Here is a 23,380-nt window from a genome sequence, read left to right as displayed (position 1 = left end):
GATCGAACACGAAACATGTTCCAAGCCATCACCCAAGCGGCATTGATGGGGCCGAGGCGCTGCGTAGGATGGGCTTATACCGTTGAGTGAGCCCAAGAAATGACTGCCAGAACCCTCTACGACAAACACATCGACTCCCACACGGTGTGCCCCCTGGATGACCAGGGCCATGTCCTGCTCTATATAGACCGCCAGGTGATCAACGAATACACCAGTCCCCAGGCCTTCAGCGGCTTGCGCGAGGCTGGGCGCACGGTGTGGCGTCCGGGCACGGCGTTGGCCGTGGTCGACCATGTGAACCCCACCACGCCCCAGCGCATCGCGGCGATGCCGGATGCAGGCGGCGCGCGGCAAGTGTCGTACCTGGCGGAGAACTGCCGGGACTTCGGCATCGAGCTGCTGGACATCCTCGACAAGCGCCAGGGCATCGAGCACGTGATCGCCCCGGAACAGGGTTTTATCCTGCCCGGCATGGTGATTGCCGCCGGAGACAGCCACACCACCACCTACGGCGCCCTCGGGGCCTTTGGTTTTGGCATCGGCACCTCGGAAATCGAACACCTGCTGGCTTCCCAGACCCTGGTCTACAAACGTCTGAAAACTATGCGCGTGACCGTAGACGGTGACCTGGCGCCGGGTTTGACCTCAAAAGATGTGATCATGGCGCTGATCGGCAAGATCGGCGCGTCCGGCGCAACGGGCTACGCCATTGAATTTCGCGGCTCCACCATCGACGCGCTGAGCGTCGAGGCGCGCATGACCATCTGTAACATGGCGGTGGAAGCGGGCGCTCGTGGCGCCTTCATGGCGCCGGACGAGAAAGTCTTCGCCTACCTCAAGGGCAAACCACGCGCACCTCAAGGCGAGCTGTGGGAAAAAGCGCTGTTGGAGTGGCGAAAACTCCACACCGATGACGACGCGGTGTTCGACCGGGAGGTGCAACTCGACGCCACCACCCTGGAACCCATGGTCACTTGGGGCACCAGCCCCGACCAGGCCGCGCCCATCGGAGCCCGCGTGCCCGACCCGCAGGACGTCAGCGACCTGATCCTGCGCCAAGACATGCGCCGTGCCCTCAACTATATGGGCCTGGAAGCCGGCATGCCGCTGAGCGAGATTGTCATCAGCCACGCCTTCATCGGCTCTTGCACCAACGCCCGTATCGAAGACCTGCGCGACGCCGCCAGCGTGGTGCGTGGCAAACACGTGGCCGGCCACGTCCGCGCGATGATCGTGCCCGGCTCCACCGAAGTCCGTGACCAGGCCGAGGCCGAAGGGCTGGCGGCGATTTTCATCGACGCTGGCTTTGAATGGCGCCAGTCGGGCTGCTCGATGTGCCTGGCCATGAACGACGACGTGCTGTCCCCCGGCGACCGCTGCGCCTCCAGCACCAACCGCAACTTCGAAGGTCGCCAGGGCGCGGGCGCACGCACGCACCTGATGAGCCCGGCGATGGTCGCCGCCGCTGCCATCAGCGGCCACCTGACTGATATCCGCCACTTTGGAGCGCGCCCATGAGCCTGCAGCCCTTCACCCTGGTCACCGGCAAGGCCGCGCCGATGCTGGCGGCCAACATCGACACCGACGTGATCATGCCCAAGCAATTCCTCAAGGGCATCGACCGTAGCGGCCTGGACCGCGGGCTGTTCTTCGACTTGCGCTTCTTGCCGTCCGGCGAGCTCAACCCCGACTTCGTGCTGAACCAACCGGCCTGGCAGGGCGCGAGTTTCATGGTGGTGGGGCCGAATTTCGGCTGCGGTTCCAGCCGTGAACATGCGGTATGGGGCTTGAAGCAAATGGGCATCCGCGCGTTGATCGGTAGCAGCTTTGCCGGGATTTTCTATGACAACTGCCAGCGCAACGGGGTGTTGTTGATCACTTTGGACGAGTCGGTGTTGCAGAGACTGGGCAAGGCTGTGAGCCAGGCAGATCAGGCGCAGATCAGCGTGGACCTTGAAGCCCAGGAAATTCGCTTGGCGGATGGCCAGGTGATCCCTTTCCAGATCGATAACCTGCGCAAAACCGCGCTGTTGCTGGGCCTGGATGCCATCGGCAGTACCTTGCAACGCAGTGAACAGATCAAGGCTTTCGAGCACCGGCACCTGGCAGCCAATCCCTGGCTGAGCTAAATCGAGAGCCCTTTGAAATGCTCCTGCAAAAACTCCACGCAGGCGCGCAGCTTTCCGGAATACGCCAACCGTGTCGGGTACACCGCCCACACGTTGGCGCTCTGGGTATAACCGTGCAGCACCTGCACCAGCTTGCCTTGTTCCAGTAACGGCTTCACATCCCACATCGAGCGCAGCAACACCCCGCGCCCATCCAACGCCCACTGCAACACAATCTCGCCATTGTTCGACGACAACGGCCCGCGCACGCGCACGCTTTCCTGGGCGCCGTTGTGTTCCAGGTTCCAGATGCCAAACGCGTTATCGCGCTCCTTGAGCACCAGGCAGTCGTGCTGCTCCAGGTCACTCAACTGTTGCGGTGTTCCGCGCCGCTGCAGATAAGCCGGCGCTGCGCACAGTACGCGGCGGTTGCTCACCAGTCGGCGGCCAATGTGCTGGCCAGGAATGTCGTCGCCCACGCGGATCTCCAAATCGAAGCCTTCGCTGACGATGTCTACCACGCGGTCGAACAGGTCCAGGCGGATTTCCAGGTCCGGATACTGTTCCGCCAGCAGCGACAGGGCCGGCGCCACATGGTTGCGGCCGAAACCAAAGCTGCTGCACAGGTGCAGACGGCCACGGGGGCTGTCGTGTGCGTCGGAGAGTTCATCGGAAAGTTGCTGGAAGTCTTCCAGGATACGCACAGCCCAGCGCTGCACCCGCTCGCCGTCTTCAGTCAGGGCGATGCGCCGGCTGGTGCGGTGCAACAGGCGGGTGGCCAGGGTGGTTTCGAGGATCTGGATGCGCTTGCTGACATAGGCCGGCGACAAGCCCAGTTCATCGGCGGCCGCTGCGAAGCCGGCCTTGCGGATAACGGTCAGGAACACCCGCAGGTCTTCGGGTAGGGGCACGGTATCTTTCTTATTTGTCATCAGAAACAGGGCTGGCGGCATGAGCCGCCAGAATAGCACCGGATCGGTATGCCTTCCGGCACACCCGGCCCTCTTGGGTTACTCGGCAGCGATCTTCGCTTGGGTGGCCGCGCGGGCATGTCGGCCGTGCTTGAGCGCGATAGGCGCCATTTTTTCGCGGTCCAGTTCACCTTCCCAGGCTGCCACCACCAGCGCGGCCACGGCATTGCCGATGATATTGGTCAGCGAGCGGCATTCAGCCATGAAGCGATCAACGCCGAGAATCAACACCATCGCTGCCACCGGCACGGTCGGCACCACCGCCAAACTTGCCGCCAATGCGACAAACCCCGCGCCGACCACCGCCCCGGCGCCCTTGGACGTCAGCATGGCCACCGCCAGCAGCGTCAACTGCTGTTCCAGCGGCAAGTGGATATTGGTGGCCTGGGCCAGGAACAACACCGCCAGGGTCATATAGATGTTGGTGCCGTCCAGATTGAAGGTGTAGCCGGTCGGCACCACGATGCCCACCACGCCCTTGGAGGCGCCCAGGCTTTCGAGTTTCTGGATCAGCTGCGGCAATGCCGACTCCGACGAGCTGGTACCGAGCACGATCAACAGCTCCGACTTGATGTAGCCCATCAACTTGAAAATGCTGAACCCGGCATAGCGGGCGATGCTGCCCAGCACCACGGCAATAAAGAAAAACGCCGTGACATAGAAGGTGCCCACCAGTTTCAACAGCGGCAGCAACGAACCGACGCCGTATTTGCCGATGGTGAACGCAATCGCGCCAAAGGCCCCGATCGGCGCGACCCTGCTGATGATGCCGACGATGCGGAAAAACACTTCGCTGGCCTGGTTGATTACACCCACCAGCGGCCGGCCCTTTTCTCCGACCATCACCAGGCCGACGCCAAACAGCACGGAAACGAACAGCACCGGCAGGATTTCACCCTTGGAGAACGCATCGAAAAACGTTGCGGGGATCACATGCAACAGGAACCCGACGATGCCTTCTCCATGTTCGGCCTGGCCGACAAAACCGGCGATGGCCGAGCTGTCGAGGGTCTTCACGTCAATATTGAAGCCGACGCCCGGATGCAGCAGGTGCGCGGCGAGAATGCCGATCAACAGGGCAATGGTCGAGACGACTTCGAAGTACAGCAGCGCCTTGCCGCCGACGCGGCCGACCTGTTTTACGTCGTGCATGCTGGTGATGCCGGAGACCACCGTGCAGAAGATGATCGGGCCGATGATCATCTTGATCAGCTTGATGAAACCGTCGCCCAAGGGCTTGAGGTCGATGCCGATCTGCGGCCATTGATGGCCGATCAACACGCCTAGCGCGATCGCGATGAGCACCTGGATATACAGGGTTCCCAGCAGTTTTCTGATTGTCATTGTTATTATCTCGCAGTCTTTTTTGGGCAAGCAGACCCCGTCGCAGGCGTTGGCGTGCCTGCGTGGGGGAGTGAATCAGGGGGTCAGCGAAGGAAGGTCAGGACTTCGCCCAGCAACAATTCGGGAGCCTCTTCGGCAATGTAATGGCCGGCCGGCAGGGCCTTGCCGCGCACGTCGGTGGCGACTTTCTGCCATTCCTTGAGCGGCTCGAAACAGCGGCCGACGGTGCCTTCGGCGCCCCACATCACCAGCAACGGCAAGTTCAGGTGTTTGCCGGCGTCGATATCCGCCTGGTCATGCTCAAGGTCGATGCCGGCGGCAGCCCGGTAGTCTTCGCAGATGCCGGTGGCGGCGCCCGGCAGTTTCAGGCAGCGCAGGTATTCAGCAAAGGCCTCGTCGGTGAATGGCTTGAGCCCGGCACTGCGACTGCCCATCACGCTGCGCAGGTACAGCTGCGGGTTGCCCTCGATCAAGGCTTCCGGCAACGGTGCCGGGCGGATCAGGAAGAACCAGTGCCAGTAGGCACGGGCGAAGGCTTCGTCGGTTTGCGCATACATTGCCAGGGTAGGGGCGATGTCCAGCAGCACCATGCGTTGCACGGCGGTCGGGTGGTCCAGGGCCAGGCGATGGGCCACGCGGGCACCACGGTCATGGGCCAGCACCGAGAACTGCTCAAAGCCCAGGGCTTTCATGAGTTCAACGCCGTCCCGCGCCATTTCGCGTTTTGAGTAGTTGGTGTGGTGGTCACTGGCCGGCGGCTTGCTGCTGTCGCCATAACCGCGCAGGTCGGCCGCGACCACGGTGAAGTGCTCGGCCAGTTGCTCGGCGATTTTGTGCCAGATGACGTGGGTTTGCGGGTGCCCGTGCAGCAGGAGCAGACCGGGACCTGTACCGCCTTTGCGGTAGCTGATGTCCACGCCGTTGACGTGGCAGCTGTCTTTTTGGAATCCGGCGAACATGGAATGACTCCTTGTGATGAGTGCCTGCATCCTGGAATCACGCGGCGTTCGGGGCAAGGGCGAAAACGTGGAGGGGTTGTTCATGAAGTGTGATGTAGGAGCGAGCTTGCTCGCGAAGAAGGTTAACGATAACGCCGGCCTCCTGAACGTAGGCATTGTCATGGCGTTTTTCGCGAGCAAGCTCGCTCCTACAAAGGCTCAGGCTTGCTTAAACATCTCCATCGCGCGCTGGCGAATCTGCGCTTCAGTCAGGTCTTCCTTGTGGGTGGCCAGGAACCACACATGGCCGAATGGATCCTTCAGCGTGCCGGAGCGATCGCCGTAGAACTGGTCCTTGGGTTCGGAGATCGGTGTGCCACCGGCTGCGATGGCTTGTTTGTATTGCGCGTCGACGTCATTGACATACACATGCAAACCGACGCTGGTGTGGCCATCACGCGGGCTGCAAAACGCACTTTCATCGCAGGGAGAACCCAGCATGATCGGCGAGTCACCGATGCGCAGCTCGGCGTGGCCGACTCTACCGTCGGGCATGTCCAGGCGCATGGCTTCGATGGCGCCAAAGGCTTTCTTGTAGAACTCGATGGCTTCGGCAGCTTTTTCGACGCCCAGGTAGGGCGTGACGCTGTGGAAACCCTCGGGAATGGGTTTAACGCTCATTTCGTTCTCCTTGGGTTGTTGTGGTTGTGGAGGCACGGTCTTTTCACTATAGGCCACGTATGGCGGGGCCTGCAGGCAGCCGACGAGGTGTCTGCCAGGCAACAGCGAGCAGGCAGTTTGCTGCGCCATAAGCGGACCCGGGCGGGTTTTTAAGGCCAAACCAGCGGTTTTGGACCCGGCACAGAAGCTGCAATACCTCTGGCAAACCATTCGCCCGAGAGCGTTGTATGTCTGTACTGCCTGTGTCTGCCGATTACCCGATCCACACGCCCCATGCCGCATTGATCCGCGATGCAGCCGAGGCGATTGCCGTCGCCCACCGCGTCGCCGCCGTCCTCCTGGAACAGGACGCCGAGCGCGATCGCACTCGCCAGGTGCCCGCCGAGGTGGTGGACCTGTATTCCAACAGCGGCCTGTGGGGCATCAGTGTGCCGCGCGCGTTCGGCGGGGCGCAGGTGTCTTACGCGGTGCTGGCCCAGGTGATCGCGATTATTTCGTCGGCCGACCCGTCATTGGGGCAGATCCCGCAGAACCACTACTGCCTGCTGGAAGATATCCGCCTGCAAGGTACGCCCGAGCAACAGGCACACTTCTTTGGCCTGGCGTTGCAAGGTCACCGGTTTGCCAATGCGCTGTCGGAAACCGGCGGCAAGCACGTGCAGGACATCCAGGCCACTATTCGCCGCGAAGGCGACGGCTATGTGATCAACGGGCGCAAGGGCTATTGCACCGGTTCGCTGTACGCCCATTGGCTGGCGGTGCTGGCGCTGGATGAACAGCAAAATGCCCAGTTGGCCTTTGTGCCGCGTGGCACCGAAGGGCTGGTGGTGGTTGACGATTGGGACAGCATGGGCCAACGCACCACTTCCAGCGGGACGGTGCTGGCACAGGATCTGCGGGTGCCGGCGTTCAATCTGTTTCCCACGCATAAATCCTACGATTCCCCAACGTTGGCCGGGCCTTTCGCACAATTGACCACTGCCGCCATCGACGCTGGCATTGCCCGCGCCGCGCTGCGTGACACGGTGCAGTTCGTGCAGCAATTCGCCCGGCCATGGATCGACGCCGCGGTGGAAAAAGCCAGTGAGGATCCACTCACCATCATTCAGGTCGGTGCCCTGGATATTCGCCTGGAAGCCGCCGAAGCCTTGCTCGACCGCGCCGGCTTTGCCCTGGACGCCGCGCGCCCGGCCCCAGATGAAGACAACGTCGCCCACGCGTCTCTGGCCGTCGCCCGCGCCAAAGTGCTGACCACTGAAGTCGCGATTGAAGCCAGCAACAAACTGTTCGAACTGGGTGGCACTCGTTCCACCTTGAAGAAGCACAACTTCGACCGTCACTGGCGCAACGCGCGGGTCCACACCTTGCACGACCCGGTGCGCTGGAAGTACCACGTGGTGGGCAATTGGTTGCTCAACGGCGCCAAGCCGCCGCGCCATGACTGGTCGTGATCCATGGCCGAACTGTTCAAGAACATCTACTGGGCCGACATCGGCCAGGCCTGCCTGGAAACCCTGAGCATGCTTGCCGCTGCGCTGGGTTTTACCGTGCTGCTGGGGCTGCCTCTGGGCGTGCTGCTGTTTCTCACCGGCAAGCGCCAGTTGCACGAGGCGCTGGTGGTGTATCGGTTGTTGTCGGTGGTGGTCAATGTGCTGCGTTCGCTGCCGTTCATCATCCTGCTGATCGTGTTGATCCCGCTGACTACCTTGCTGGTGGGCACCTCCCTCGGCGTGCCGGGCACCATCCCGCCGCTGGTGGTGGGCTGTACGCCGTTCTTTGCGCGGCTGGTGGAAACCGCGCTGCGCGAGGTGGATCGCGGCGTGGTCGAGGCCACCCAGTCCATGGGCGCCAGCACCTGGCAGGTAATCCGCCACACCCTGCTGCCGGAGGCCCGAGGCGGGCTGCTGGCGGCAGTGACCGTGACCGCGATTGTGCTGGTGGACTACACCGCCATGGCCGGCGTGATCGGTGGCGGTGGTTTGGGTGACTTGGCGATTCGCTATGGCTACCAGCGTTTTCAGACCGACGTAATGGTGGTCACCGTGGTGCTGCTGTTGGTGCTGGTGCAGGCGCTGCAGATGACCGGTGACCGTTTGGTGGCGCGTTACAGCCGCCGTTGATTCCTATAACAACTGCCTTCGGAGCATGTATGAAAAAGTCCCTGGCCATTTTGGCCGCTGTCCTGTCGTTGAATGCCGTTGCCAATGAAAAGCTGGTAGTCGGTGCGACCCCAGTGCCCCATGCGGAAATCCTCGAGTTCGTCAAACCGGTGCTGGCCAAGGAGGGCGTGGACTTACAGATCAAAGTCTTCACCGACTTCATCCAGCCCAATCAACAACTGTCGTTGAAGAACATCGACGCCAACTATTACCAATACCGCCCGTTCCTCGATGATTACAACAAAACCCGTCACACCGACCTGGTGCCGGTGGTGGGTGTGCATATCGAACCCTTTGGCGCGTATTCGACCAAGATCAAAAACATCGCGGAGCTGAAGGACGGTGCCACGGTGTCGATCCCCAACGACCCGGTCAACACTGGCCGCGCCCTGGTGCTGCTGGATGAGGCGGGCCTGATCAAGCTCAAAGACCCGAGCAACACCCTGAGCACGCCGCGCGATATTGCGGATAACCCCAAGCACTTGAAGATTCGCGAACTGGAAGGCGCCTTGCTGGCCCGTTCGGTGAGCCAGGTGGATTTGGCGTTTGTGTTTGCCAACTACGCCCTGGAAGCGGGGATCGATACCAACAGCGCGTTGATCGTGGAGAAGGGCAAGTCGCTGTACGTCGAGTACCTGGTGGCGCGGCCGGATAACATCAACGACCCGCGCATCCAGAAACTGGCCAAGGTGTTGAATTCCGATGAGGTGCGCCAGTTCATCCTGACCCGTTACAAAGGCCAGATTGCCCCTGGTTTCTAAGAATTAAACACACATTCCTGCAGGAGCCCGGCTTGCCGGCCATAGCGTCCTCATGACCGCCATCGCCGGCAATGATTGGGTTTGCAGGTCATGCGGTTGGGGTGGGTTCCAGCAATTGAGCCCCCGGCCCACGCTCACCCAGCTGATCATCCTGATTACGCAACGGACACGCCTCCATCGACAGGCACCCGCACCCAATACAGCCATTGAGCTTGTCCCGCAGCAGCATCAGTTTATTGATGCGCTCATCCAGGTCTTCCCGCCACAGCGCGGACAAACGATCCCAATCCTGCGCCGTGGGCGTACGCCCATCCGGCAAGGCCTGCAACGCCTCGCCGATCGTTGCCAGTGGTATGCCCAAACGCTGGGCAATCTTGATCACCACCACGCGCCGCAGCACATCCCGCGGATAGCGCCGCTGGTTGCCAGCATTGCGATTGCTCTTGATCAGCCCCTTGGTTTCATAGAAATGCAGGGCTGTGACCGCCACGCCGCTGCGGGCGGCCAGTTGGCCGACGGTAAGTTCTTTGTTGAGCATGAAGAAACTCCCAGACAACGCTTGACCTTGACTTAACTAGAGGTTTTACCCTGCGTGGCATCGAATCGCAAGATTCTGCCTACAGAGGAAGGGGAGTGTTCATGCAGGTATCAGAGAAAAATCGCAGCTTCACTCAATTGATTGAATTTCAGATCGAGCCCCAGCAGCAAGTCGCCCTGGTGGCGGCCTTGACCACCCAAAGCGAACGCCTGGCCCAGGGCCACGGCGGCTTTATCAATGCAAGTGTGCAGGTCAGTGATGACGGACGGCGGGTGCTCAACTACCTGCAATGGCGCTCGCGTGAAGACGGCGAGGCGGCTTTCCAGTGCTTTGAGCATGGCGAGGAAGACTTCTGGACGCTGATCCGCGCCCATCAGGCCACGGCGGTCACCTTCGGTTCGTTCCAGGTGCTGCGCAGTTTCGAGCGCAGCCATGACAACGCGCTGCACTGCCGCCTAAATGGATAAATGCAGCATGCGCTCGCCTTGCACGTTTTCACCGGGTCGGCGCTTGTTCACCGCCAGCTCGCCGATCTTGATCAGGCGCGTGCGTGTGACGTTGCGGCTCAAGCCCAACAGGTTGGCGGTGTGTACCTGGTTGTAATGGCTGAAGCGATAGGCGGCACGTAGCAGGGCGTCCTCGACCTTTTCGTGCAGGGCGCCGGCCTGTTCTTCGAACAGCTTCTGGAAGGCGCGCGCGAGCAAGGCTTCGGCGCTATTGTCGGTGCTGTGCTGGCTGTCGTCCTGGCGTTCGATGCGCATGTTCGACAGGCGCAGGTCGTCCCGTTCGATCACGCCGTTACGGCAGATCAACAAGGTATGGTGAATCACGTTCTCCAGCTCGCGGATGTTGCCGGGCCAGCTGTAGCTCTTGAGTTTGTGCTCGGCCTCACGACTGATCGTGATCGGGCCGTAGCCCAGGCGCTGGCTGTAGGCTTCGATGAAGTGCCGGGTCAGCGGCAGGATATCGCCGGGGCGCTCGCGCAACGGGCTGAGTTCCAGGCTGACCACGTCGAGGCGATAATAGAGGTCTTCACGGAAATGCCCGGCGTTGATGGCCTTTTCCAGTTGCACGTTGGTCGCGGCCAATACGCGCACATCAATCGGAATGCTCTTACGCGAACCCAGGCGTACGACTTCACGCTCTTGTAGCACGCGCAGCAGCTTCACTTGGATTGCCATCGGCAAATCGCCGATCTCATCCAGGAACAGGGTGCCGCCGTCTGCCTCTTCAAACCAACCGGCCTTGGCACTGAGGGCGCCGGTGAAGGCGCCTTTTTCATGGCCGAACAGCTCGGCTTCCACCAGGGATTCGGAGAATGCCCCGCAGTTCACCGCCACAAACGGTCGGTTGCGCCGCGCGCTGAGGTTATGGATGTGGCGCGCCACCAGCTCTTTACCGGTGCCGGTCTCGCCGATGATCAGCACGCTGGCTTCGCTCGGCGCCACTTGCTGGATATGGTCGAGCAATGCCTGGGATTTCGGATCTTCGAAGACCTGGGCCGTGGCGCGGATCGACGTCGCGAGTGCGGGCGAGGGCGGTAGGGTCAACAGCTGCATGGGCACCTCTCTTAGGAATAGAACGTAGGAATTGGCAGGGATTGGTTCAACGCCCAATCCCCCAGTTCGTGAAGTTTGTAGTCCACCGGATCGTGCAGGGTCTGCGTACGCAGGTTGCGCCAGTGGCGGTCCAGCCGTAGCGAGGCGTGGGTGGAGCGCGCGCCAGTGACTTCGAACAACCGACTGCACAAGTCCAGACCCTGACGGGTGGCGGCGACTTTGGCGGTGGCGATGGCAATGGCTAGCTGGCCGCGCTCGGTTTCGCTGAGGTTCGGGCCCTTGGCCCAGGCTTGGTCGAGCAACTCTGCGGCGTGCTCCACCAGCAGGCGGATACCTTCCAGGGCGACCCAGAACTCACCGTAGTGATGCAGCACGTAAGGGTCTTGGCGCACGTCTTCAGCCGAAGACTTATGCCAGGCGCGGGTTTCGGTCAGGGTGTAGTTGCGCGCTTCTTCGAAGGCACCTTCGGCAATGCCGAGAAACATATGCGTGAAGGTCAACTGGGCGATCAGCGGGCGCAGGCAGGCAAAGGGCGTACTCAGTGGGCCGGGATCGAGCAGCAATTCGGATTCTTCAACACGCACCCGTTCGAAGCTGGCGCTGCCGCTGTCGGTCTGGCGCTGGCCGATATTGTTCCAGTCGTTGTGCAAGGTGATGCCGCTGCGCCCGCTCGGGATTGCGGCGATCAGCAGCTTGCCGCCGGCGGTTTCGTCCACTGCCGAGGCGATCAGCATTTCCGAGTCGCTGGCGCCGGAGCAGAAGCTCTTTTTGCCGGAGAACTCGCGCCAGCCGCCGAAATCCTTGACCACCGTGCGGGTGTCCAGCGGGTTGAGGGCGTTGCCCCAGAACCAGTTTTTGCGCGCGGTCTGTTCGAACCAGGGTTGCCATTGGTCCGGGCGCGCAAACAGGCGCACGGTGGCAAGCATCAGGTGGTGGAAGCCGAAGACATGGGCGATGGAGCTGTCGACCTTGGCGAATTCGCGCACGATGCCCAGGGTTTCGCTCCAGCGTGCGCCGAGGCCGCCGTATTGGGTGGGGATGCTCAGGGCCAGCAGGCCGCTGTGGCGCAGGGCGTCACGTTCGGCTTTGGGCGTGCCGCCGCGCTCGTCGCGCTCGACGGCGGTGAGGGCGAATTCGGCGGCCAGCAGTTTGGCGGTCTGCAAGGGGGAGGGCAGGACGCTGTGGGGTTTGGCTGTCACGGGGTTTCCTCTATTTTCCTTGTAGGAGCTGGCTTGCTGTGGTGAGCAGGCTTGCCCTGCGCTGGGCTGCGAAGCAGCCCCCTTGCATCGGCGGCGAACCCGTCGGGGGACAAGCCCTACTCACCACAACAAGCCGGCTCCTACAGAAGAGCAGCGGTTCAGGCCTTTGTCGTTGGCAGTACATCGTTGGCAATCATTTCGCCAAAGGGGCCAGTGAGGTTGGTGACGCCACGTCCGGCCAGGCTGGCGTAGGGTTCCGGTAGCAGCGGGAACACCAGTTCGGCGAAGCGATACGCCTCTTCCAGGTGCGGATAGCCGGAGAAGATGAAACTCTCGATCCCCAAGTCCGCGTATTCCTTGATGCGCTCGGCGACTTGTTGCGGGTTGCCCACCAACGCAGTGCCGGCACCGCCGCGCACCAGGCCGACGCCCGCCCACAGGTTGGGGGCGATTTCCAGGTTGTCGCGGCGCCCGTCGTGCAGGGCGGCCATGCGCCGCTGACCTTCGGAGTCAAAACGCGAGAAGGATTTTTGCGCGGCGGCGATGGTTTCGTCGCTGATGTGTTCGATCAGTTTGTCGGCGGCTTTCCAGGCGTCTTCTTCGGTTTCGCGCACGATCACATGCAGGCGAATGCCGAATTTCACCGTGCGCCCGTGGCGTGCGGCGCGTTCACGCACGTCCGCGAGTTTTTCTGCGACGGCGGCAGGCGGTTCGCCCCAGGTCAGGTAGACGTCGACCTGCTCGGCGGCAAGGTCGTGGGCGGCGTCGGAGGATCCGCCAAAATACAGCGGTGGATAAGGCTTCTGCACCGGTGGGTAAAGCGCCTTGGCGTTCTGCACGCGCAGGTGTTTGCCTTCGAAATTTACCGATTCGCCTTGCAACACACGACGCCAGATCTGTAGGAATTCATCGGAGACTTCGTAGCGTTCACTGTGGTCGAGGAAACTGCCGTCGCCACGGTTTTCATCCGGGTCGCCGCCGGTCACCACGTTGATCAGCAAGCGGCCGTTGGACAGGCGATCCAAGGTTGCCGCCATGCGTGCAGAAACAGTCGGCGAGATGATGCCCGGACGAATCGCCACCAGGTAACGCAGGCGTTCGGTCAGTGGCACCAGCGCCGAGGCGATGACCCAGGAGTCTTCGCACGAACGCCCGGTGGGAATCAGCACGCCGTAGTAGCCGAGATTGTCAGCGGCTTGAGCTACTTGTTTCAGGTAATTAAGGGTGACCGGCCGCGCACCTTGGGTGGTGCCCAGGTAATGCCCGTCGCCATGTGTGGGTAGAAACCAGAAAACATCCATGACCAATCCTTAAGCGATTTTCAACAGAGAGAGGGAGTGCGCTGCAAACAAAGGCGCTGCACGTTCTGCCGCCAGTTGAATACGGGCTTTTAAGAGTTCACTGGTTATTTGGTAGTCGGTGAAGTCGGCTTCGGTGGCATACACACCGATCGGCAAGGTCAATGCCTGGAAAAAGCTGAACAGCGGGCGCAGTTGATGATCGAGCACCAGCGCGTGGCGTTCACTGCCGCCGGTAGCGGCAAGCAGTACCGGCGTGTTGATCAGGGCATTGAGGCCGATCAAGTCGAACAGATGCTTGAGCAGGCCGGGGTAGGAGCCGCGATACACCGGCGCAGCGACGATCAGCAGGTCGGCCTGTTCGATGGCCAACAGTTGGGATTCGACGTCTGCCGGCAGTTCGTCGCGGGACAGCGCACCTCCCAGAGGTCGGGCAATGTCGCCCAGTTCGATCAGGGTGGTCTGGATCGGCAGCAACGTGGCCAGTTCGGCGAGCACCGCTTGGGTCAGCACCAGGGTGCGTGACGGGCGCCAGGTTCCACCGGAGAGGGCAACGACATTCAGGGGACGGGTCATGAACAGTTCCTTTTTCAACAGAGGTGCAGAACGGGTAGGTGCAACCTGTTGAGCAAGAGCTATACCAACGGGCGCGAGCCTTGATTGGCGTGGGTTGCAGGCTTGCTGCCGAAAAGTGTCGCTGTTGTCTGGCTGGTGATTTGTTGATTGGCTGTTGCGCTGGCAACAGTTGCGTGGGCAACAGTTCCGATGCGGCGTAGCACCCGTTATAGAGGGTTGGATTTATTCCGTAAATGAACGTATTTCCATATTTATAGATCATAAAGAAATATGAAGGTCTTGCTATTGGAGGTGTCTTGGCGGTTGATAGCGACTATCAAGGCAGGTGATTTTTCACCGTGCGGGGCCGGGAGTAGCCTGTGTTCATTGACTCGAAACCTCCTTTGCAGGGCCGCCGCCATGAACCGATTCCTCGCTGTTTCCTTATTGATTGTCAGCTCAGTCCTCGCCGGATGTGCGACCCATCCTTCGCCAGAATTGCGCCCCTACACGGCGGAAGAAACCAAGCAGTTGGCCCTGGAAGCATTGAGTCGTCGTGGTTTGTCGTTTGATGAATACCAACAACAGCGCGCCGCGCTGACCGGACAGCCACAGAAGCCTTTCGGCTTTGATCGCCAGGGCGAAATGAATGCCGAACGGAGCGTGACCCTGCATGGTCGTCCCAGTTGATCCCGCGCCTGACGGCACAAAGCCCGAGGATTCCCCTAAGGAACCTCGGGCTTTTTGTTTGCCATGGTGCGACTTCAGCCTGTTAAGCTGAATTTCAGGAGCGTTCCTACGCACATTTACATAAAGTGGTCCTTCTTTAATGGCATTCGATCGGTTAAACCTGACGACCTCAGTTCCGGTCCGTGCCCCTGAGACGCTGCTCTCGGGAACCTGCTCTGCGAGTTTTTAACGTCATGAATAAACGTCCGCTGTATTTCGACTACGCCGCCACCACCCCGGTGGATGAGCGGGTCATCCAGGTAATGGTCGAGTGTCTGGGCTTCAATGCCAATTTCGGTAACCCCGCGTCCAGTTCCCATGCGTTCGGCCAGGCGGCCCGGCATACGGTCGAGCACGCGCGTCGCCAGGTGGCCGAATTGGTCGGTGCCAACCCCGAGCAAATCGTCTGGACCTCCGGCGCCACCGAATCCAACAACCTTGCAATCAAGGGCGTGGCCCAGGCACGGGGCGTGGCGGGTGGGCATATCATCACCAGCCAGATCGAACACAAGGCCACGTTGGATACCGCCCGGCAACTGCAGGAAGCCGGCGTGGCCGTCACGTACCTGGTGCCGGATGCCGATGGGCTGATCAGTGCCGATGCCGTCAGCGAAGCCTTGCGTGAAGACACGTTCCTGGTTTCGCTGATGCTGGTGAACAACGAACTGGGCACCCTCAACGACATCCCCGCCATCGGCGCGCGAGTGCGTGAACACGGCGCGTTGTTGCATGTGGATGCGGCGCAGGGCGCGGGCAAGGTGGCAATCGATCTGGCGCAATGGCCAGTGGACCTTATGTCGTTTTCGGCCCACAAGTTGTATGGCCCCAAAGGGATCGGCGCGTTGTACGTCGGCCCACGGGCGCAGCAGAAGGTGTTGGCGCAGATTCACGGCGGCGGTCACGAAGGCGGTTTGCGCTCCGGCACTCTGGCGACCCATCAGATTGCCGGCATGGGCACCGCGTTTGCCCTGGCGGCGGCGTCTTTTACTGAAGAAAAGGCGGTAATCGTCGCCTTGCGTCAGCGCTTGCTGGATCAGTTGGAAGCGGTGGCCGGCGTGCGCCTCAATGGCAGCGCGACGCAGCGTATTCCACATACCCTGAGCCTCACGTTTGGCGAAGGTGAATTCAATGCCGCTGCGTTGAGTGCGGGGATCGCGTTTTCCGCGACCTCGGCCTGTAATTCGGCGAGCAATGCGCCGTCCCACGTGCTCCTGGCGTTGGGCCATGATGCACGCAGCGCCGGCCGCACCATTCGCTTGAGCCTCGGCCGGTTTACCACCGAGCAGGATATCGACCAGGCGGTGCAATTGATCAAGGCATCCCTGGCCAGCGCACCGGCGTTCTGGGCGGTCTGATTCATTTATCGCAACACATAATAATTATTCGTGGTTAGCAGGAGACACAATGAGTACGCAGCCTTTGACCCATGGAACGGTTCCCCAGCGCTTGGCGCACACCCGTGAACTGATGAGCCGCGAGGGCATTCACGCCCTGCTGGTGCCGTCGGCCGACCCGCACTTGTCCGAGTACCTGCCGGGTTATTGGCAGGGGCGGCAATGGTTGTCGGGGTTTCATGGTTCGGTCGGGACGCTGATTGTCACTGCGGATTTCGCCGGCGTGTGGGCCGATAGCCGTTACTGGGAACAAGCGACCAAGGAACTCAAGGGCAGCGGCATCGAATTGGTGAAACTGCAGCCGGGCCAACCAGGACCGCTGGAGTGGCTGGCCGAGCAGACGCCGGAAGGTGGCGTAGTCGCGGTGGACGGTGCGGTGATGGCCGTGGCCTCGGCGCGTACCTTGGGCGGCAAGTTGGCAGAGCGCGGTGCACAACTGCGTACTGATATCGACCTTTTGGATGAAGTCTGGAAACACCGTCCGACACTGCCGAACCAGCCGATCTATCAACACCTGCCGCCTCAGGCCACCGTCAGCCGTGGTGAGAAACTCGCCTCGCTGCGTGCGGCCTTGAAAGAGAAGGGCGCCGACTGGCACTTCATCGCGACCCTGGACGACATCGCCTGGCTGTTCAATCTGCGTGGAGGGGATGTTTCGTTCAACCCCGTGTTTGTGTCCTTTGCGTTGATCAATCAACAGCAGGCCACGTTGTTCGTGGCGCTGAGCAAAGTCGATGCCGAGCTGCGGGCGGTGCTGGAACAGGATGGCGTGACGCTGCGCGACTACAGCGAAGTGGCGGATGCCTTGCGTACGGTGCCGGCGGGCGCCAGTTTGCAGGTCGATCCGGCTCGCGTTACCGCTGGCTTGCTGGAAAATCTCGATGCCGGCGTCAAGCTGATCGAAGGCCTCAACCCGACGACACTTGCCAAGTCGCGCAAGAGCCTGGCCGACGCGGAGCACATCCGCCAAGCCATGGAGCAGGATGGCGCGGCGCTGTGCGAATTCTTCGCCTGGCTGGACAGTGCGCTGGGTCGCGAACGTATCACCGAACTGACCATCGACGAACACCTGACCGCTGCGCGCACCCGTCGCCCCGGTTATGTGTCGCTGAGTTTCAACACCATCGCCGCCTATAACGCCAACGGTGCGATGCCGCATTACCACGCCACTGAAGAAGAACACGCAGTGATCGAAGGCGATGGCCTGCTGCTGATCGATTCGGGCGGCCAGTACCTCGGCGGCACCACGGATATCACGCGGATGGTGCCAATCGGTACGCCGAGTGAGGAACAGAAGCGCGACTGCACCCGTGTGCTCAAGGGCGTGATTGCTTTGTCCCGTGCGCATTTCCCGAAAGGCATCCTGTCACCGCTGCTGGACGCCATTGCTCGCGCGCCGATCTGGGCGGAAGGCGTGGACTACGGCCACGGTACCGGGCACGGCGTAGGCTATTTCCTCAATGTGCATGAAGGTCCGCAAGTGATTGCCTATCAGGCGGCCACTGCGCCGCAAACGGCGATGCAGCCGGGGATGATCACCTCCATCGAACCGGGCACTTACCGTCCGGGACGCTGGGGCGTGCGTATCGAGAACCTGGTGCTGAACCGCGAAGCCGGCAAGACCGAGTTCGGCGAGTTCCTCAAGTTCGAAACCCTGACCCTGTGTCCGATCGACACGCGCTGTCTGGAACCGTCGCTGCTGACGGCAGACGAGCGTGAGTGGTTCAACGCTTACCATGCCGAGGTACGTGAGCGTTTGAGTCCATTGCTTGATGGTGCCGCGCTTGAATGGTTGCAGGTGCGCACTGCGGCTATTTGACCGCCTGCAGTTCGGGGGCCTGGGCCAAAGCGTCGGCCATATAGTCGACGAATGCCTTGACCCGGGCCGACTGGCGGCGATTGGGTGCTGACACCGCATGGATCGGCAGTGGTTGCGGGGTGTAGTCCTGCAATAACGCAATCACGCGGCCGGCTTTCAAATCGTCATGGAACAACCACAGGGGCGACAGCGCAATGCCAAGCCCCGTCAACACCATCTCCCGCACCGCTTCGGAGTTGTTGCTCTGGGCGTTGCCGGTGATGCGCACGCTGTGTCGCGCGCCATTCTTTTCATAAACCCACTGGTTCTGGCTGCTGAGCAGGTTGAACAGCAGGCAGTTGTGCTGGCTGAGATCCTGCGGGGTTTTCGGCGTGGGATGTTTGGCCAGGTAGGCCGGGCTGGCCAGGGTGACGCGGTGGGTGGTGCCGATTTGCCTGGCGATCAAGCCGCTGTCGCGCAGTTCACCGATTCGCAGGGTTACGTCCAAGCCTTCGCTGACCATGTCTTGCAGGTGATCGTTGAGTTGCAGGTCTACTTGTACGTCAGGGTATTTCTGCAGGAAATCGCTCAAGCGTGCAGCAATCTGCAGGCGGCCGAAACTTACCGACGAACCCACGCGTAATGGGCCGGCGATCGCCTCTTTGCCGGTCTGGAAACTGTGTTCGGCGGCGTCCACGGCGGCGAGGATTTCACGACAATGGCTGTAGTACCGCTGACCTTCGTCGGTCAGGGACAGTTGACGTGTACTGCGGGCAATCAGCTTGCCACCCAGTTCGGTTTCCAAGGCGCGCAGGACTTTGCTGATGGTGGGTTGGGTAGTTTGCATTTCCCGGGCGACGGCGGAAAAGCTGCCGCGTTCGATCACTCGAACGAAAATCGCCATTGCGTTGAGTTTATCCATTGGGGGTTCCAACTCATGTCTATTAAGCATAGGAACTATAGTCTTTTGGTGTCTTATCAGCATGAATTGGCTGGCGGATCATTGATTTCATTCTTCGATGACGCGAGATCGCCAACATGACTGATATGCACGCTTTGATTGTGGATGCCGTGGACGCGCCATTCCGGCTGACGACAATTCCCAAACCGGTAGCAGGCGTTGGCCAAGTCCTGGTCCGAATCAGCGCCAGTGGCCTTAACCCTTTGGACGGGAAAATCCGCGCAGGCCAGGCTGCCCACGCCCGGCAGCCATTACCGGCAGTGCTCGGTATGGATGTGGCAGGTACCGTGGAAGCGGTAGGTCCTGACGTCGGTGATTGGCATGTGGGCGATGATGTCTATGGGTTGGCGACCGGCATTGGTGGCGCACAGGGCTCATTGGCCGAGTACGCGGCCGTCGATGTCCGCTTGCTGGCGAAGAAACCTGAGGTGTTGAGCATGCGTGAAGCGGCGGTATTGCCGCTGGTGCTGATCACTGCGTGGGAGGGCTTGGTGGACCGGGCGCATGTAGGCTCCGGGCACAAAGTACTGATCCAAGGCGGCGCGGGCGGTGTAGGGCATGTCGCAGTGCAGTTGGCGATTGCTCGCGGAGCGCAGGTGTATGCCACGGGATCCGCCAAGCATCGCTCAGTAATCGAGGGGCTGGGCGCGACGTTTATCGACTATCAGCAGCAGACGGTCGAAGAGTACGTCGCGCAGCACACCGCGGGCGAAGGCTTCGACATTGTGTATGACACTGTCGGCGGCGAAACGCTGGATGCATCCTTTCGAGCCGCCAAGACCTATCACGGTCATGTCGTGAGTTGCCTGGGATGGGGGCAATACAGCCTGGCCCCACTGTCGTTTCGTGGGGCGACCTACTCGGGTGTGTTCACCTTGCTGCCGTTGCTGACCGGTAAGGGGCGTGAGCATCACGGGCAGATTCTTGCCGAGGCCGCGCGCTTGATCGATGCCGGTAAGCTCAAGCCGATCCTGGATGGGCGTGCATTCAATTTGCACAGTGCGAACGCCGCCTACGATGTGCTCGCAAGCGGCGCGCAAGGGCGCTTGGCGATTGAGATTTAAGTCAGGGCTTCACGCACAAAATCCAGACGGTCCTGACCGAAGAACAGCTGGTTGCCTACAAATAGGCTGGGCGCACCGAACACACCGCGTTTCACGGCGTGTTCGGTGTTGTCCTTGAGGGCGGCCTTTACCGCTTCGTCATTGGCCAAGGCCAGGACCTCCTCCGGATCGAAACCATGCTCGGTTAGCACGGCAGCCACAACGACGGGATCTCCCAAGTGGCGACCGTCTTCCCAGAGCGCGCGGAACAGGCAATCCACAAAGGCGTCAAAGTGCTCGGGTTGACGCAGCTGGATGCCGGTCACTGCACGCATCAACACCAGGGTGTTGATGGGAAAGTGCGGATTGAACTTGAGCGGTACGTTGTAGCGGCGGGCATAGCGCGCCAGGTCATCAAACATGTAGCGACCTTTGGCGGGAACGGTGATGGGAGAGGCGTTGCCCGTGGCCTTGAACACGCCGCCCAATAACATGGGCTTATAAATCAGCTGCGTACCGGTTGAAGCGCACAGTGCGGGTAACTGGGTGTAAGCCAGGTAGGTGGCGGGGCTGCCGAGGTCAAAGAAGAATTCCAGGGTTTTACGCATGGTCGATGCTCGCTGCTTATTATTGTGGGGTCGTGCTTACCAGGGTTCATTCCAGGGACGCAGGTCCAGTTCAAATGTCCAGGCGTCGCGTGGCTGGCTGTGCAGGTACCAATAGTTCTCGGCGATGTGCTCGGGGTTGAGGATACCGTCCTGGTCCTTGAGCGCGTATTTCTGCGGGAAATTGTCACGTATGAAGTCGGTGTCGATGGCGCCATCGACCACCACATGGGCGACGTGGATGTTCTTGGGCCCCAGTTCCCGCGCCATGCTTTGCGCGAGTGCCCGGATACCGTGCTTGGCGCCAGCGAAGGCGGCAAACCCTGCCGCGCCGCGCAATCCTGCGGTGGCACCTGTGAACAGAATGGTGCCTCGATTACGCGTGACCATACGCTTGGCCACCTCGCGTGCATTCAGGAACCCGGAGAAGCAAGCCATCTCCCATATCTTGAAATACTTGCGTGCGGTTTCTTCCAAGATGCTGCACGGCACGTTGGCGCCGATGTTGAACACGAAGGCTTCAATCGGACCCAGCTCGGTTTCGATCTGGTCGATCAGCGCAATGACGTCTTCTTCTTTACGGGCATCGCAGGCAAAGCCATGGGCTTCACCGCCTGTCGCGTGGATGCTGTCTACCAGCGGCTGCAATTTATCGGCGCTGCGGCGGGTGACACACGCCACGTAGCCTTCGCGGGCAAAACGTTTGGCAATGGCGCCACCCGTTGCGTCTCCGGCGCCCACTACCAATACGATTTTCTTGTTGTGCGTCATGGGAACTCTCTTGGCTCGATAGTCGAGCAGGAGTTTAGACGCAACGGCGAGAAGGGCTGGGTTTGTAGCTGGAATTTAATGAGAGCAGTCAGGGGGTGACTGCTCAAGCGACTACTTGCAGATGACGATCATGCTGCGGCTGGTGTAGCCAGCAGGGTTGAGGCCGAAGGGGTAGTCCCCTGGTTCCTCGGAATTGTCGCCGGACTTTGCGATAACCCGGTAGCCCTTGGCGCCGCAAGAGTTGGTTGCACTGGTGTAGCACTGGTCCCAGGAAGAAGACAGGCCGGAACAGTTGATATGCAGCCCTTTTTTGCCACGTTTCACTTCTGTCTTGGTGGTCGCGGCACAACCGGTAATCGCCATGACCATTAACAGTATCAAAATTCGCTTCATTCCTATCCTTAATAGCCGGCCCGCAATCTACAGGCTGGCTTTACTCGCTCTCGGGTGTAGCGTTCGCGCTGTCCTTGTCGAAATTCTCCATGAATGACATTCGTTTACGGCTTAAACATGGCCTAAATGAATGGTAAATACCAGAGCTAGATTCAAACAGGCTTCAATCCGCTGGTACCAGTGGCTTTGACTCGCTGCGCATCGTCACAGTAGCGCCTACGGAGGCCAGGATGATGCACGTGATCGCCAGCCACTGTGCGAGTGACAGGTGTTCGTGCAGGAACAACAGGCCGGAGAGGGCGCCAAACGCCGGTTCGATGCTCATGAGTGTGCCGAAAGTTCGGGCGGGGAGGCGCGTCAGTGCAACCATCTCCAGTGTGTAGGGGAGGGCGGTGGACAGAATGGCGACACCGATGGCGACCGGGATCAGGGCAGGCGTCAGCAATGCGCTGCCCGCATGGACGATACCGATAGGCGCAACAAACAAGGCCGCGATCATTACGCCAAGGGCGGCGGTCTGTACGCCGTTGTCATTACCGGCTTTCTGACCATACAGAATGTAGAGCGCCCAGCAGACCCCTGCACCCAGGGCGTAACCCGCACCCAGTAAATCGATACCGCTGCTCGCTTCGCCCATCGGGATAAGTAAGAGCAAGCCGACGATCGCCAGGGCAATCCAGAGGAAGTCGACGGCGCGCCGAGAGGCATAGATCGCGACGGCAAGCGGCCCGGTGAATTCCAGGGCGACCGCAATCCCTAGAGGTACGCTGCGCAAGGACATATAGAAGAGGAAGTTCATGCCGCCCAATGCCATTCCGTAGACGATCACCGTCCGCAGGGACTTTGCCGTCAACTTGGCGCGCCATGGGCGTAATAAAAGCAGCATGATTACGCTGGCAAAAATAAGGCGCAGCGCCGTGGTGCCTTGTGCGCCGACGATAGGGAACATGCTCTTGGCCAGCGAGGCGCCGGACTGGATGGAGGCCATGGCGATCAGCAGCAGGCCGACGGGGAACAATGTCGAGGCCAGGCTGCGGGGGGAGGTGGTCATTTGGGAGTGTTCGTCCGAAGTCATATTAAGAGAAACGTCGGCGCTATGATGCTTAACTGTTTGAGGTTGGGCAATATATTGCTCAATTATCCTTATCGAGAGGCTAAAAAGGCGGATTTAGCGGTTTTCAGCCCTTCTGATAGAAAAAACAAATTAAGAGTTGACGGCAGATTTCAGACGTCTATAATTCGCCCCACTTCCGGCGCAGTCGAAATGGAAAACTCCTTGGTAAACAATGAGTTATGTAGGTTTCGGCAGCAGGTTGCTTCAGTTCATCGAAGCCAAAAGGAAGTTGAAAAAGAGGTGTTGACAGCAGCGTGTAACGCTGTAGAATTCGCCTCCCGCTGACGAGAGATCGGAAGCGCAAGTGGTTGAAGTTGTTGAAGAAATCTTCGAAAGCTTCTGAAAATAATCACTTGACAGCAAATGAGGCTGCTGTAGAATGCGCGCCTCGGTTGAGACGAAAGATCTTAACCAACCGCTCTTTAACAACTGAATCAAGCAATTCGTGTGGGTGCTTGTGG

24 protein-coding genes are annotated in these 23,380 nt (G+C 60.5%); 10 read left to right on the top strand and 14 right to left on the bottom strand.

Going from position 1 to position 23,380, the window contains the following annotated elements:
* Positions 1–99 precede the first annotated feature (99 nt).
* Together leuC and leuD are read left to right on the top strand one after the other, a co-directional pair.
* Complete coding sequence (leuC, locus tag ACP7C6_RS12175) at positions 100–1,518, top strand: 3-isopropylmalate dehydratase large subunit (protein WP_122684562.1); 1,419 nt, start codon at positions 100–102, stop codon at positions 1,516–1,518.
* The gene (gene leuD / locus ACP7C6_RS12170; RefSeq protein ID WP_028615800.1) at positions 1,515–2,129 is read left to right on the top strand and encodes a 3-isopropylmalate dehydratase small subunit; all 615 of its coding nucleotides are present in this window, start codon (positions 1,515–1,517) and stop codon (positions 2,127–2,129) included. The genes leuC and leuD overlap by 4 nt, the downstream gene beginning before the upstream one ends.
* Here the strand turns inward: leuD and ACP7C6_RS12165 are convergent.
* The 4 genes from ACP7C6_RS12165 to ACP7C6_RS12150 all read right to left on the bottom strand — a co-directional run bounded on the left by ACP7C6_RS12165 (position 2,126) and on the right by ACP7C6_RS12150 (position 6,042).
* Positions 2,126–3,040, bottom strand: coding sequence for a LysR substrate-binding domain-containing protein (locus tag ACP7C6_RS12165; protein ID WP_204937098.1), 915 nt, complete (start codon positions 3,038–3,040; stop codon positions 2,126–2,128). The genes leuD and ACP7C6_RS12165 overlap by 4 nt on opposite strands.
* Positions 3,041–3,118: 78 nt before the next feature.
* Positions 3,119–4,423, bottom strand: coding sequence for a dicarboxylate/amino acid:cation symporter (locus tag ACP7C6_RS12160; protein WP_305384472.1), 1,305 nt, complete (start codon positions 4,421–4,423; stop codon positions 3,119–3,121).
* 83 nt (positions 4,424–4,506) lie between these two features.
* A complete protein-coding gene (locus tag ACP7C6_RS12155; protein WP_426108796.1) occupies positions 4,507–5,382 on the bottom strand; it encodes an alpha/beta fold hydrolase in 876 nt (291 codons plus the stop codon).
* Positions 5,383–5,580: 198 nt separating this feature from the next.
* Positions 5,581–6,042 (bottom strand): VOC family protein, encoded by a 462-nt coding sequence (locus tag ACP7C6_RS12150; protein ID WP_426108795.1) that lies wholly within the window; start codon positions 6,040–6,042, stop codon positions 5,581–5,583.
* Positions 6,043–6,269: 227 nt separating this feature from the next.
* Between ACP7C6_RS12150 and ACP7C6_RS12145 the strand changes: the two genes are divergently transcribed.
* Genes ACP7C6_RS12145 through ACP7C6_RS12135 form a run of 3 tightly spaced genes read left to right on the top strand, consistent with a single transcriptional unit; the run spans position 6,270 to position 8,962 of the window.
* On the top strand, positions 6,270–7,493 hold the full coding sequence (locus tag ACP7C6_RS12145) for an SfnB family sulfur acquisition oxidoreductase (protein WP_122684570.1): 1,224 nt from the start codon (positions 6,270–6,272) through the stop codon (positions 7,491–7,493).
* Between the two features lie 3 nt (positions 7,494–7,496).
* Positions 7,497–8,162: a methionine ABC transporter permease gene (locus ACP7C6_RS12140; RefSeq protein WP_016980232.1), complete on the top strand. Its 666-nt coding sequence runs from the start codon at positions 7,497–7,499 to the stop codon at positions 8,160–8,162.
* A 29-nt stretch (positions 8,163–8,191) separates the two neighbouring features.
* The gene (locus tag ACP7C6_RS12135; protein ID WP_028615805.1) at positions 8,192–8,962 is read left to right on the top strand and encodes a MetQ/NlpA family ABC transporter substrate-binding protein; all 771 of its coding nucleotides are present in this window, start codon (positions 8,192–8,194) and stop codon (positions 8,960–8,962) included.
* Between the two features lie 88 nt (positions 8,963–9,050).
* On the opposite strand, the gene soxR is transcribed toward ACP7C6_RS12135, so the two are convergent.
* Positions 9,051–9,500, bottom strand: coding sequence for a redox-sensitive transcriptional activator SoxR (gene soxR, locus ACP7C6_RS12130; protein WP_068932468.1), 450 nt, complete (start codon positions 9,498–9,500; stop codon positions 9,051–9,053).
* A 101-nt stretch (positions 9,501–9,601) separates the two neighbouring features.
* Here soxR and ACP7C6_RS12125 point away from each other — a divergent pair, with 101 nt between their 5' ends.
* The gene (locus tag ACP7C6_RS12125) at positions 9,602–9,967 is read left to right on the top strand and encodes an antibiotic biosynthesis monooxygenase (RefSeq protein ID WP_026000062.1); all 366 of its coding nucleotides are present in this window, start codon (positions 9,602–9,604) and stop codon (positions 9,965–9,967) included.
* Here the strand turns inward: ACP7C6_RS12125 and ACP7C6_RS12120 are convergent.
* The 4 genes from ACP7C6_RS12120 to msuE form a co-directional block, all read right to left on the bottom strand.
* Complete coding sequence (locus ACP7C6_RS12120; protein ID WP_028615807.1) at positions 9,956–11,059, bottom strand: sigma-54 interaction domain-containing protein; 1,104 nt, start codon at positions 11,057–11,059, stop codon at positions 9,956–9,958. The genes ACP7C6_RS12125 and ACP7C6_RS12120 overlap by 12 nt on opposite strands.
* A gap of 11 nt (positions 11,060–11,070) precedes the next feature.
* Positions 11,071–12,258 (bottom strand): acyl-CoA dehydrogenase family protein, encoded by a 1,188-nt coding sequence (locus ACP7C6_RS12115; protein WP_122684572.1) that lies wholly within the window; start codon positions 12,256–12,258, stop codon positions 11,071–11,073.
* 158 nt (positions 12,259–12,416) lie between these two features.
* Positions 12,417–13,559: an FMNH2-dependent alkanesulfonate monooxygenase gene (gene ssuD, locus ACP7C6_RS12110; protein WP_426108794.1), complete on the bottom strand. Its 1,143-nt coding sequence runs from the start codon at positions 13,557–13,559 to the stop codon at positions 12,417–12,419.
* A 9-nt stretch (positions 13,560–13,568) separates the two neighbouring features.
* Positions 13,569–14,132, bottom strand: a complete 564-nt coding sequence (msuE, locus tag ACP7C6_RS12105) for an FMN reductase (RefSeq protein WP_028615810.1) — start codon at positions 14,130–14,132, stop codon at positions 13,569–13,571.
* A gap of 399 nt (positions 14,133–14,531) precedes the next feature.
* On the opposite strand from msuE, the gene ACP7C6_RS12100 reads away from it, so the two are divergent.
* The 3 genes from ACP7C6_RS12100 (at position 14,532) to ACP7C6_RS12090 (ending at position 18,053) form a co-directional block, all read left to right on the top strand.
* The gene (locus tag ACP7C6_RS12100; RefSeq protein ID WP_028615811.1) at positions 14,532–14,801 is read left to right on the top strand and encodes a hypothetical protein; all 270 of its coding nucleotides are present in this window, start codon (positions 14,532–14,534) and stop codon (positions 14,799–14,801) included.
* A 233-nt stretch (positions 14,802–15,034) separates the two neighbouring features.
* Entirely contained in the window at positions 15,035–16,195 is a 1,161-nt protein-coding gene (locus ACP7C6_RS12095; RefSeq protein ID WP_305384486.1) for a cysteine desulfurase family protein, read from the top strand.
* 49 nt (positions 16,196–16,244) lie between these two features.
* The gene (locus tag ACP7C6_RS12090) at positions 16,245–18,053 is read left to right on the top strand and encodes an aminopeptidase P family protein (RefSeq protein WP_426108793.1); all 1,809 of its coding nucleotides are present in this window, start codon (positions 16,245–16,247) and stop codon (positions 18,051–18,053) included.
* Here ACP7C6_RS12090 and ACP7C6_RS12085 read toward each other — a convergent pair.
* Positions 18,046–18,954, bottom strand: coding sequence for a LysR family transcriptional regulator (locus ACP7C6_RS12085; protein WP_068932458.1), 909 nt, complete (start codon positions 18,952–18,954; stop codon positions 18,046–18,048). The genes ACP7C6_RS12090 and ACP7C6_RS12085 overlap by 8 nt on opposite strands.
* A gap of 116 nt (positions 18,955–19,070) precedes the next feature.
* Here ACP7C6_RS12085 and ACP7C6_RS12080 point away from each other — a divergent pair, with 116 nt between their 5' ends.
* A complete protein-coding gene (locus ACP7C6_RS12080; RefSeq protein ID WP_426108792.1) occupies positions 19,071–20,057 on the top strand; it encodes a zinc-dependent alcohol dehydrogenase family protein in 987 nt (328 codons plus the stop codon).
* Here ACP7C6_RS12080 and ACP7C6_RS12075 read toward each other — a convergent pair.
* From ACP7C6_RS12075 to rhtA, 4 genes are all read right to left on the bottom strand, one after another.
* Positions 20,054–20,644 (bottom strand): 2-hydroxychromene-2-carboxylate isomerase, encoded by a 591-nt coding sequence (locus ACP7C6_RS12075; protein WP_028615816.1) that lies wholly within the window; start codon positions 20,642–20,644, stop codon positions 20,054–20,056. The two genes, ACP7C6_RS12080 and ACP7C6_RS12075, sit on opposite strands and share 4 nt — an antisense overlap.
* Before the next feature lie 36 nt (positions 20,645–20,680).
* Complete coding sequence (locus ACP7C6_RS12070) at positions 20,681–21,412, bottom strand: SDR family oxidoreductase (protein ID WP_323989929.1); 732 nt, start codon at positions 21,410–21,412, stop codon at positions 20,681–20,683.
* A gap of 111 nt (positions 21,413–21,523) precedes the next feature.
* Positions 21,524–21,805, bottom strand: coding sequence for a hypothetical protein (locus tag ACP7C6_RS12065; protein ID WP_028615818.1), 282 nt, complete (start codon positions 21,803–21,805; stop codon positions 21,524–21,526).
* A 163-nt stretch (positions 21,806–21,968) separates the two neighbouring features.
* The gene (gene rhtA, locus ACP7C6_RS12060; RefSeq protein ID WP_068932449.1) at positions 21,969–22,856 is read right to left on the bottom strand and encodes a threonine/homoserine exporter RhtA; all 888 of its coding nucleotides are present in this window, start codon (positions 22,854–22,856) and stop codon (positions 21,969–21,971) included.
* Between the last annotated feature and the right edge of the window lie 524 nt (positions 22,857–23,380).

This window comes from Pseudomonas sp. TWR1-1-4 (genome assembly GCF_049897165.1).
Lineage (GTDB): Bacteria > Pseudomonadota > Gammaproteobacteria > Pseudomonadales > Pseudomonadaceae > Aquipseudomonas > Aquipseudomonas canadensis.
The sequence above is the reverse complement of the archived record's forward strand: the minus strand, read 5'-3'. Positions and strand labels throughout refer to the sequence as shown.

Coding starts and splice junctions, on each gene's coding strand:
- ACP7C6_RS12075 (WP_028615816.1), bottom strand. CDS start 20,644: ATGCGTAAAACCCTGGAATTCTTCTTTGACCTCGGCAGCCCCGCCACC.
- ACP7C6_RS12155 (WP_426108796.1), bottom strand. CDS start 5,382: ATGTTCGCCGGATTCCAAAAAGACAGCTGCCACGTCAACGGCGTGGAC.
- ACP7C6_RS12120 (WP_028615807.1), bottom strand. CDS start 11,059: ATGCAGCTGTTGACCCTACCGCCCTCGCCCGCACTCGCGACGTCGATC.
- soxR (WP_068932468.1), bottom strand. CDS start 9,500: ATGCTCAACAAAGAACTTACCGTCGGCCAACTGGCCGCCCGCAGCGGC.
- leuD (WP_028615800.1), top strand. CDS start 1,515: ATGAGCCTGCAGCCCTTCACCCTGGTCACCGGCAAGGCCGCGCCGATG.
- ACP7C6_RS12100 (WP_028615811.1), top strand. CDS start 14,532: ATGAACCGATTCCTCGCTGTTTCCTTATTGATTGTCAGCTCAGTCCTC.
- msuE (WP_028615810.1), bottom strand. CDS start 14,132: ATGACCCGTCCCCTGAATGTCGTTGCCCTCTCCGGTGGAACCTGGCGC.
- ACP7C6_RS12145 (WP_122684570.1), top strand. CDS start 6,270: ATGTCTGTACTGCCTGTGTCTGCCGATTACCCGATCCACACGCCCCAT.
- ACP7C6_RS12090 (WP_426108793.1), top strand. CDS start 16,245: ATGAGTACGCAGCCTTTGACCCATGGAACGGTTCCCCAGCGCTTGGCG.
- ACP7C6_RS12125 (WP_026000062.1), top strand. CDS start 9,602: ATGCAGGTATCAGAGAAAAATCGCAGCTTCACTCAATTGATTGAATTT.
- ACP7C6_RS12065 (WP_028615818.1), bottom strand. CDS start 21,805: ATGAAGCGAATTTTGATACTGTTAATGGTCATGGCGATTACCGGTTGT.
- ACP7C6_RS12150 (WP_426108795.1), bottom strand. CDS start 6,042: ATGAGCGTTAAACCCATTCCCGAGGGTTTCCACAGCGTCACGCCCTAC.
- leuC (WP_122684562.1), top strand. CDS start 100: ATGACTGCCAGAACCCTCTACGACAAACACATCGACTCCCACACGGTG.
- ACP7C6_RS12135 (WP_028615805.1), top strand. CDS start 8,192: ATGAAAAAGTCCCTGGCCATTTTGGCCGCTGTCCTGTCGTTGAATGCC.
- ACP7C6_RS12085 (WP_068932458.1), bottom strand. CDS start 18,954: ATGGATAAACTCAACGCAATGGCGATTTTCGTTCGAGTGATCGAACGC.
- ACP7C6_RS12095 (WP_305384486.1), top strand. CDS start 15,035: ATGAATAAACGTCCGCTGTATTTCGACTACGCCGCCACCACCCCGGTG.
- ssuD (WP_426108794.1), bottom strand. CDS start 13,559: ATGGATGTTTTCTGGTTTCTACCCACACATGGCGACGGGCATTACCTG.
- rhtA (WP_068932449.1), bottom strand. CDS start 22,856: ATGACCACCTCCCCCCGCAGCCTGGCCTCGACATTGTTCCCCGTCGGC.
- ACP7C6_RS12140 (WP_016980232.1), top strand. CDS start 7,497: ATGGCCGAACTGTTCAAGAACATCTACTGGGCCGACATCGGCCAGGCC.
- ACP7C6_RS12165 (WP_204937098.1), bottom strand. CDS start 3,040: ATGACAAATAAGAAAGATACCGTGCCCCTACCCGAAGACCTGCGGGTG.
- ACP7C6_RS12080 (WP_426108792.1), top strand. CDS start 19,071: ATGACTGATATGCACGCTTTGATTGTGGATGCCGTGGACGCGCCATTC.
- ACP7C6_RS12160 (WP_305384472.1), bottom strand. CDS start 4,423: ATGACAATCAGAAAACTGCTGGGAACCCTGTATATCCAGGTGCTCATC.
- ACP7C6_RS12070 (WP_323989929.1), bottom strand. CDS start 21,412: ATGACGCACAACAAGAAAATCGTATTGGTAGTGGGCGCCGGAGACGCA.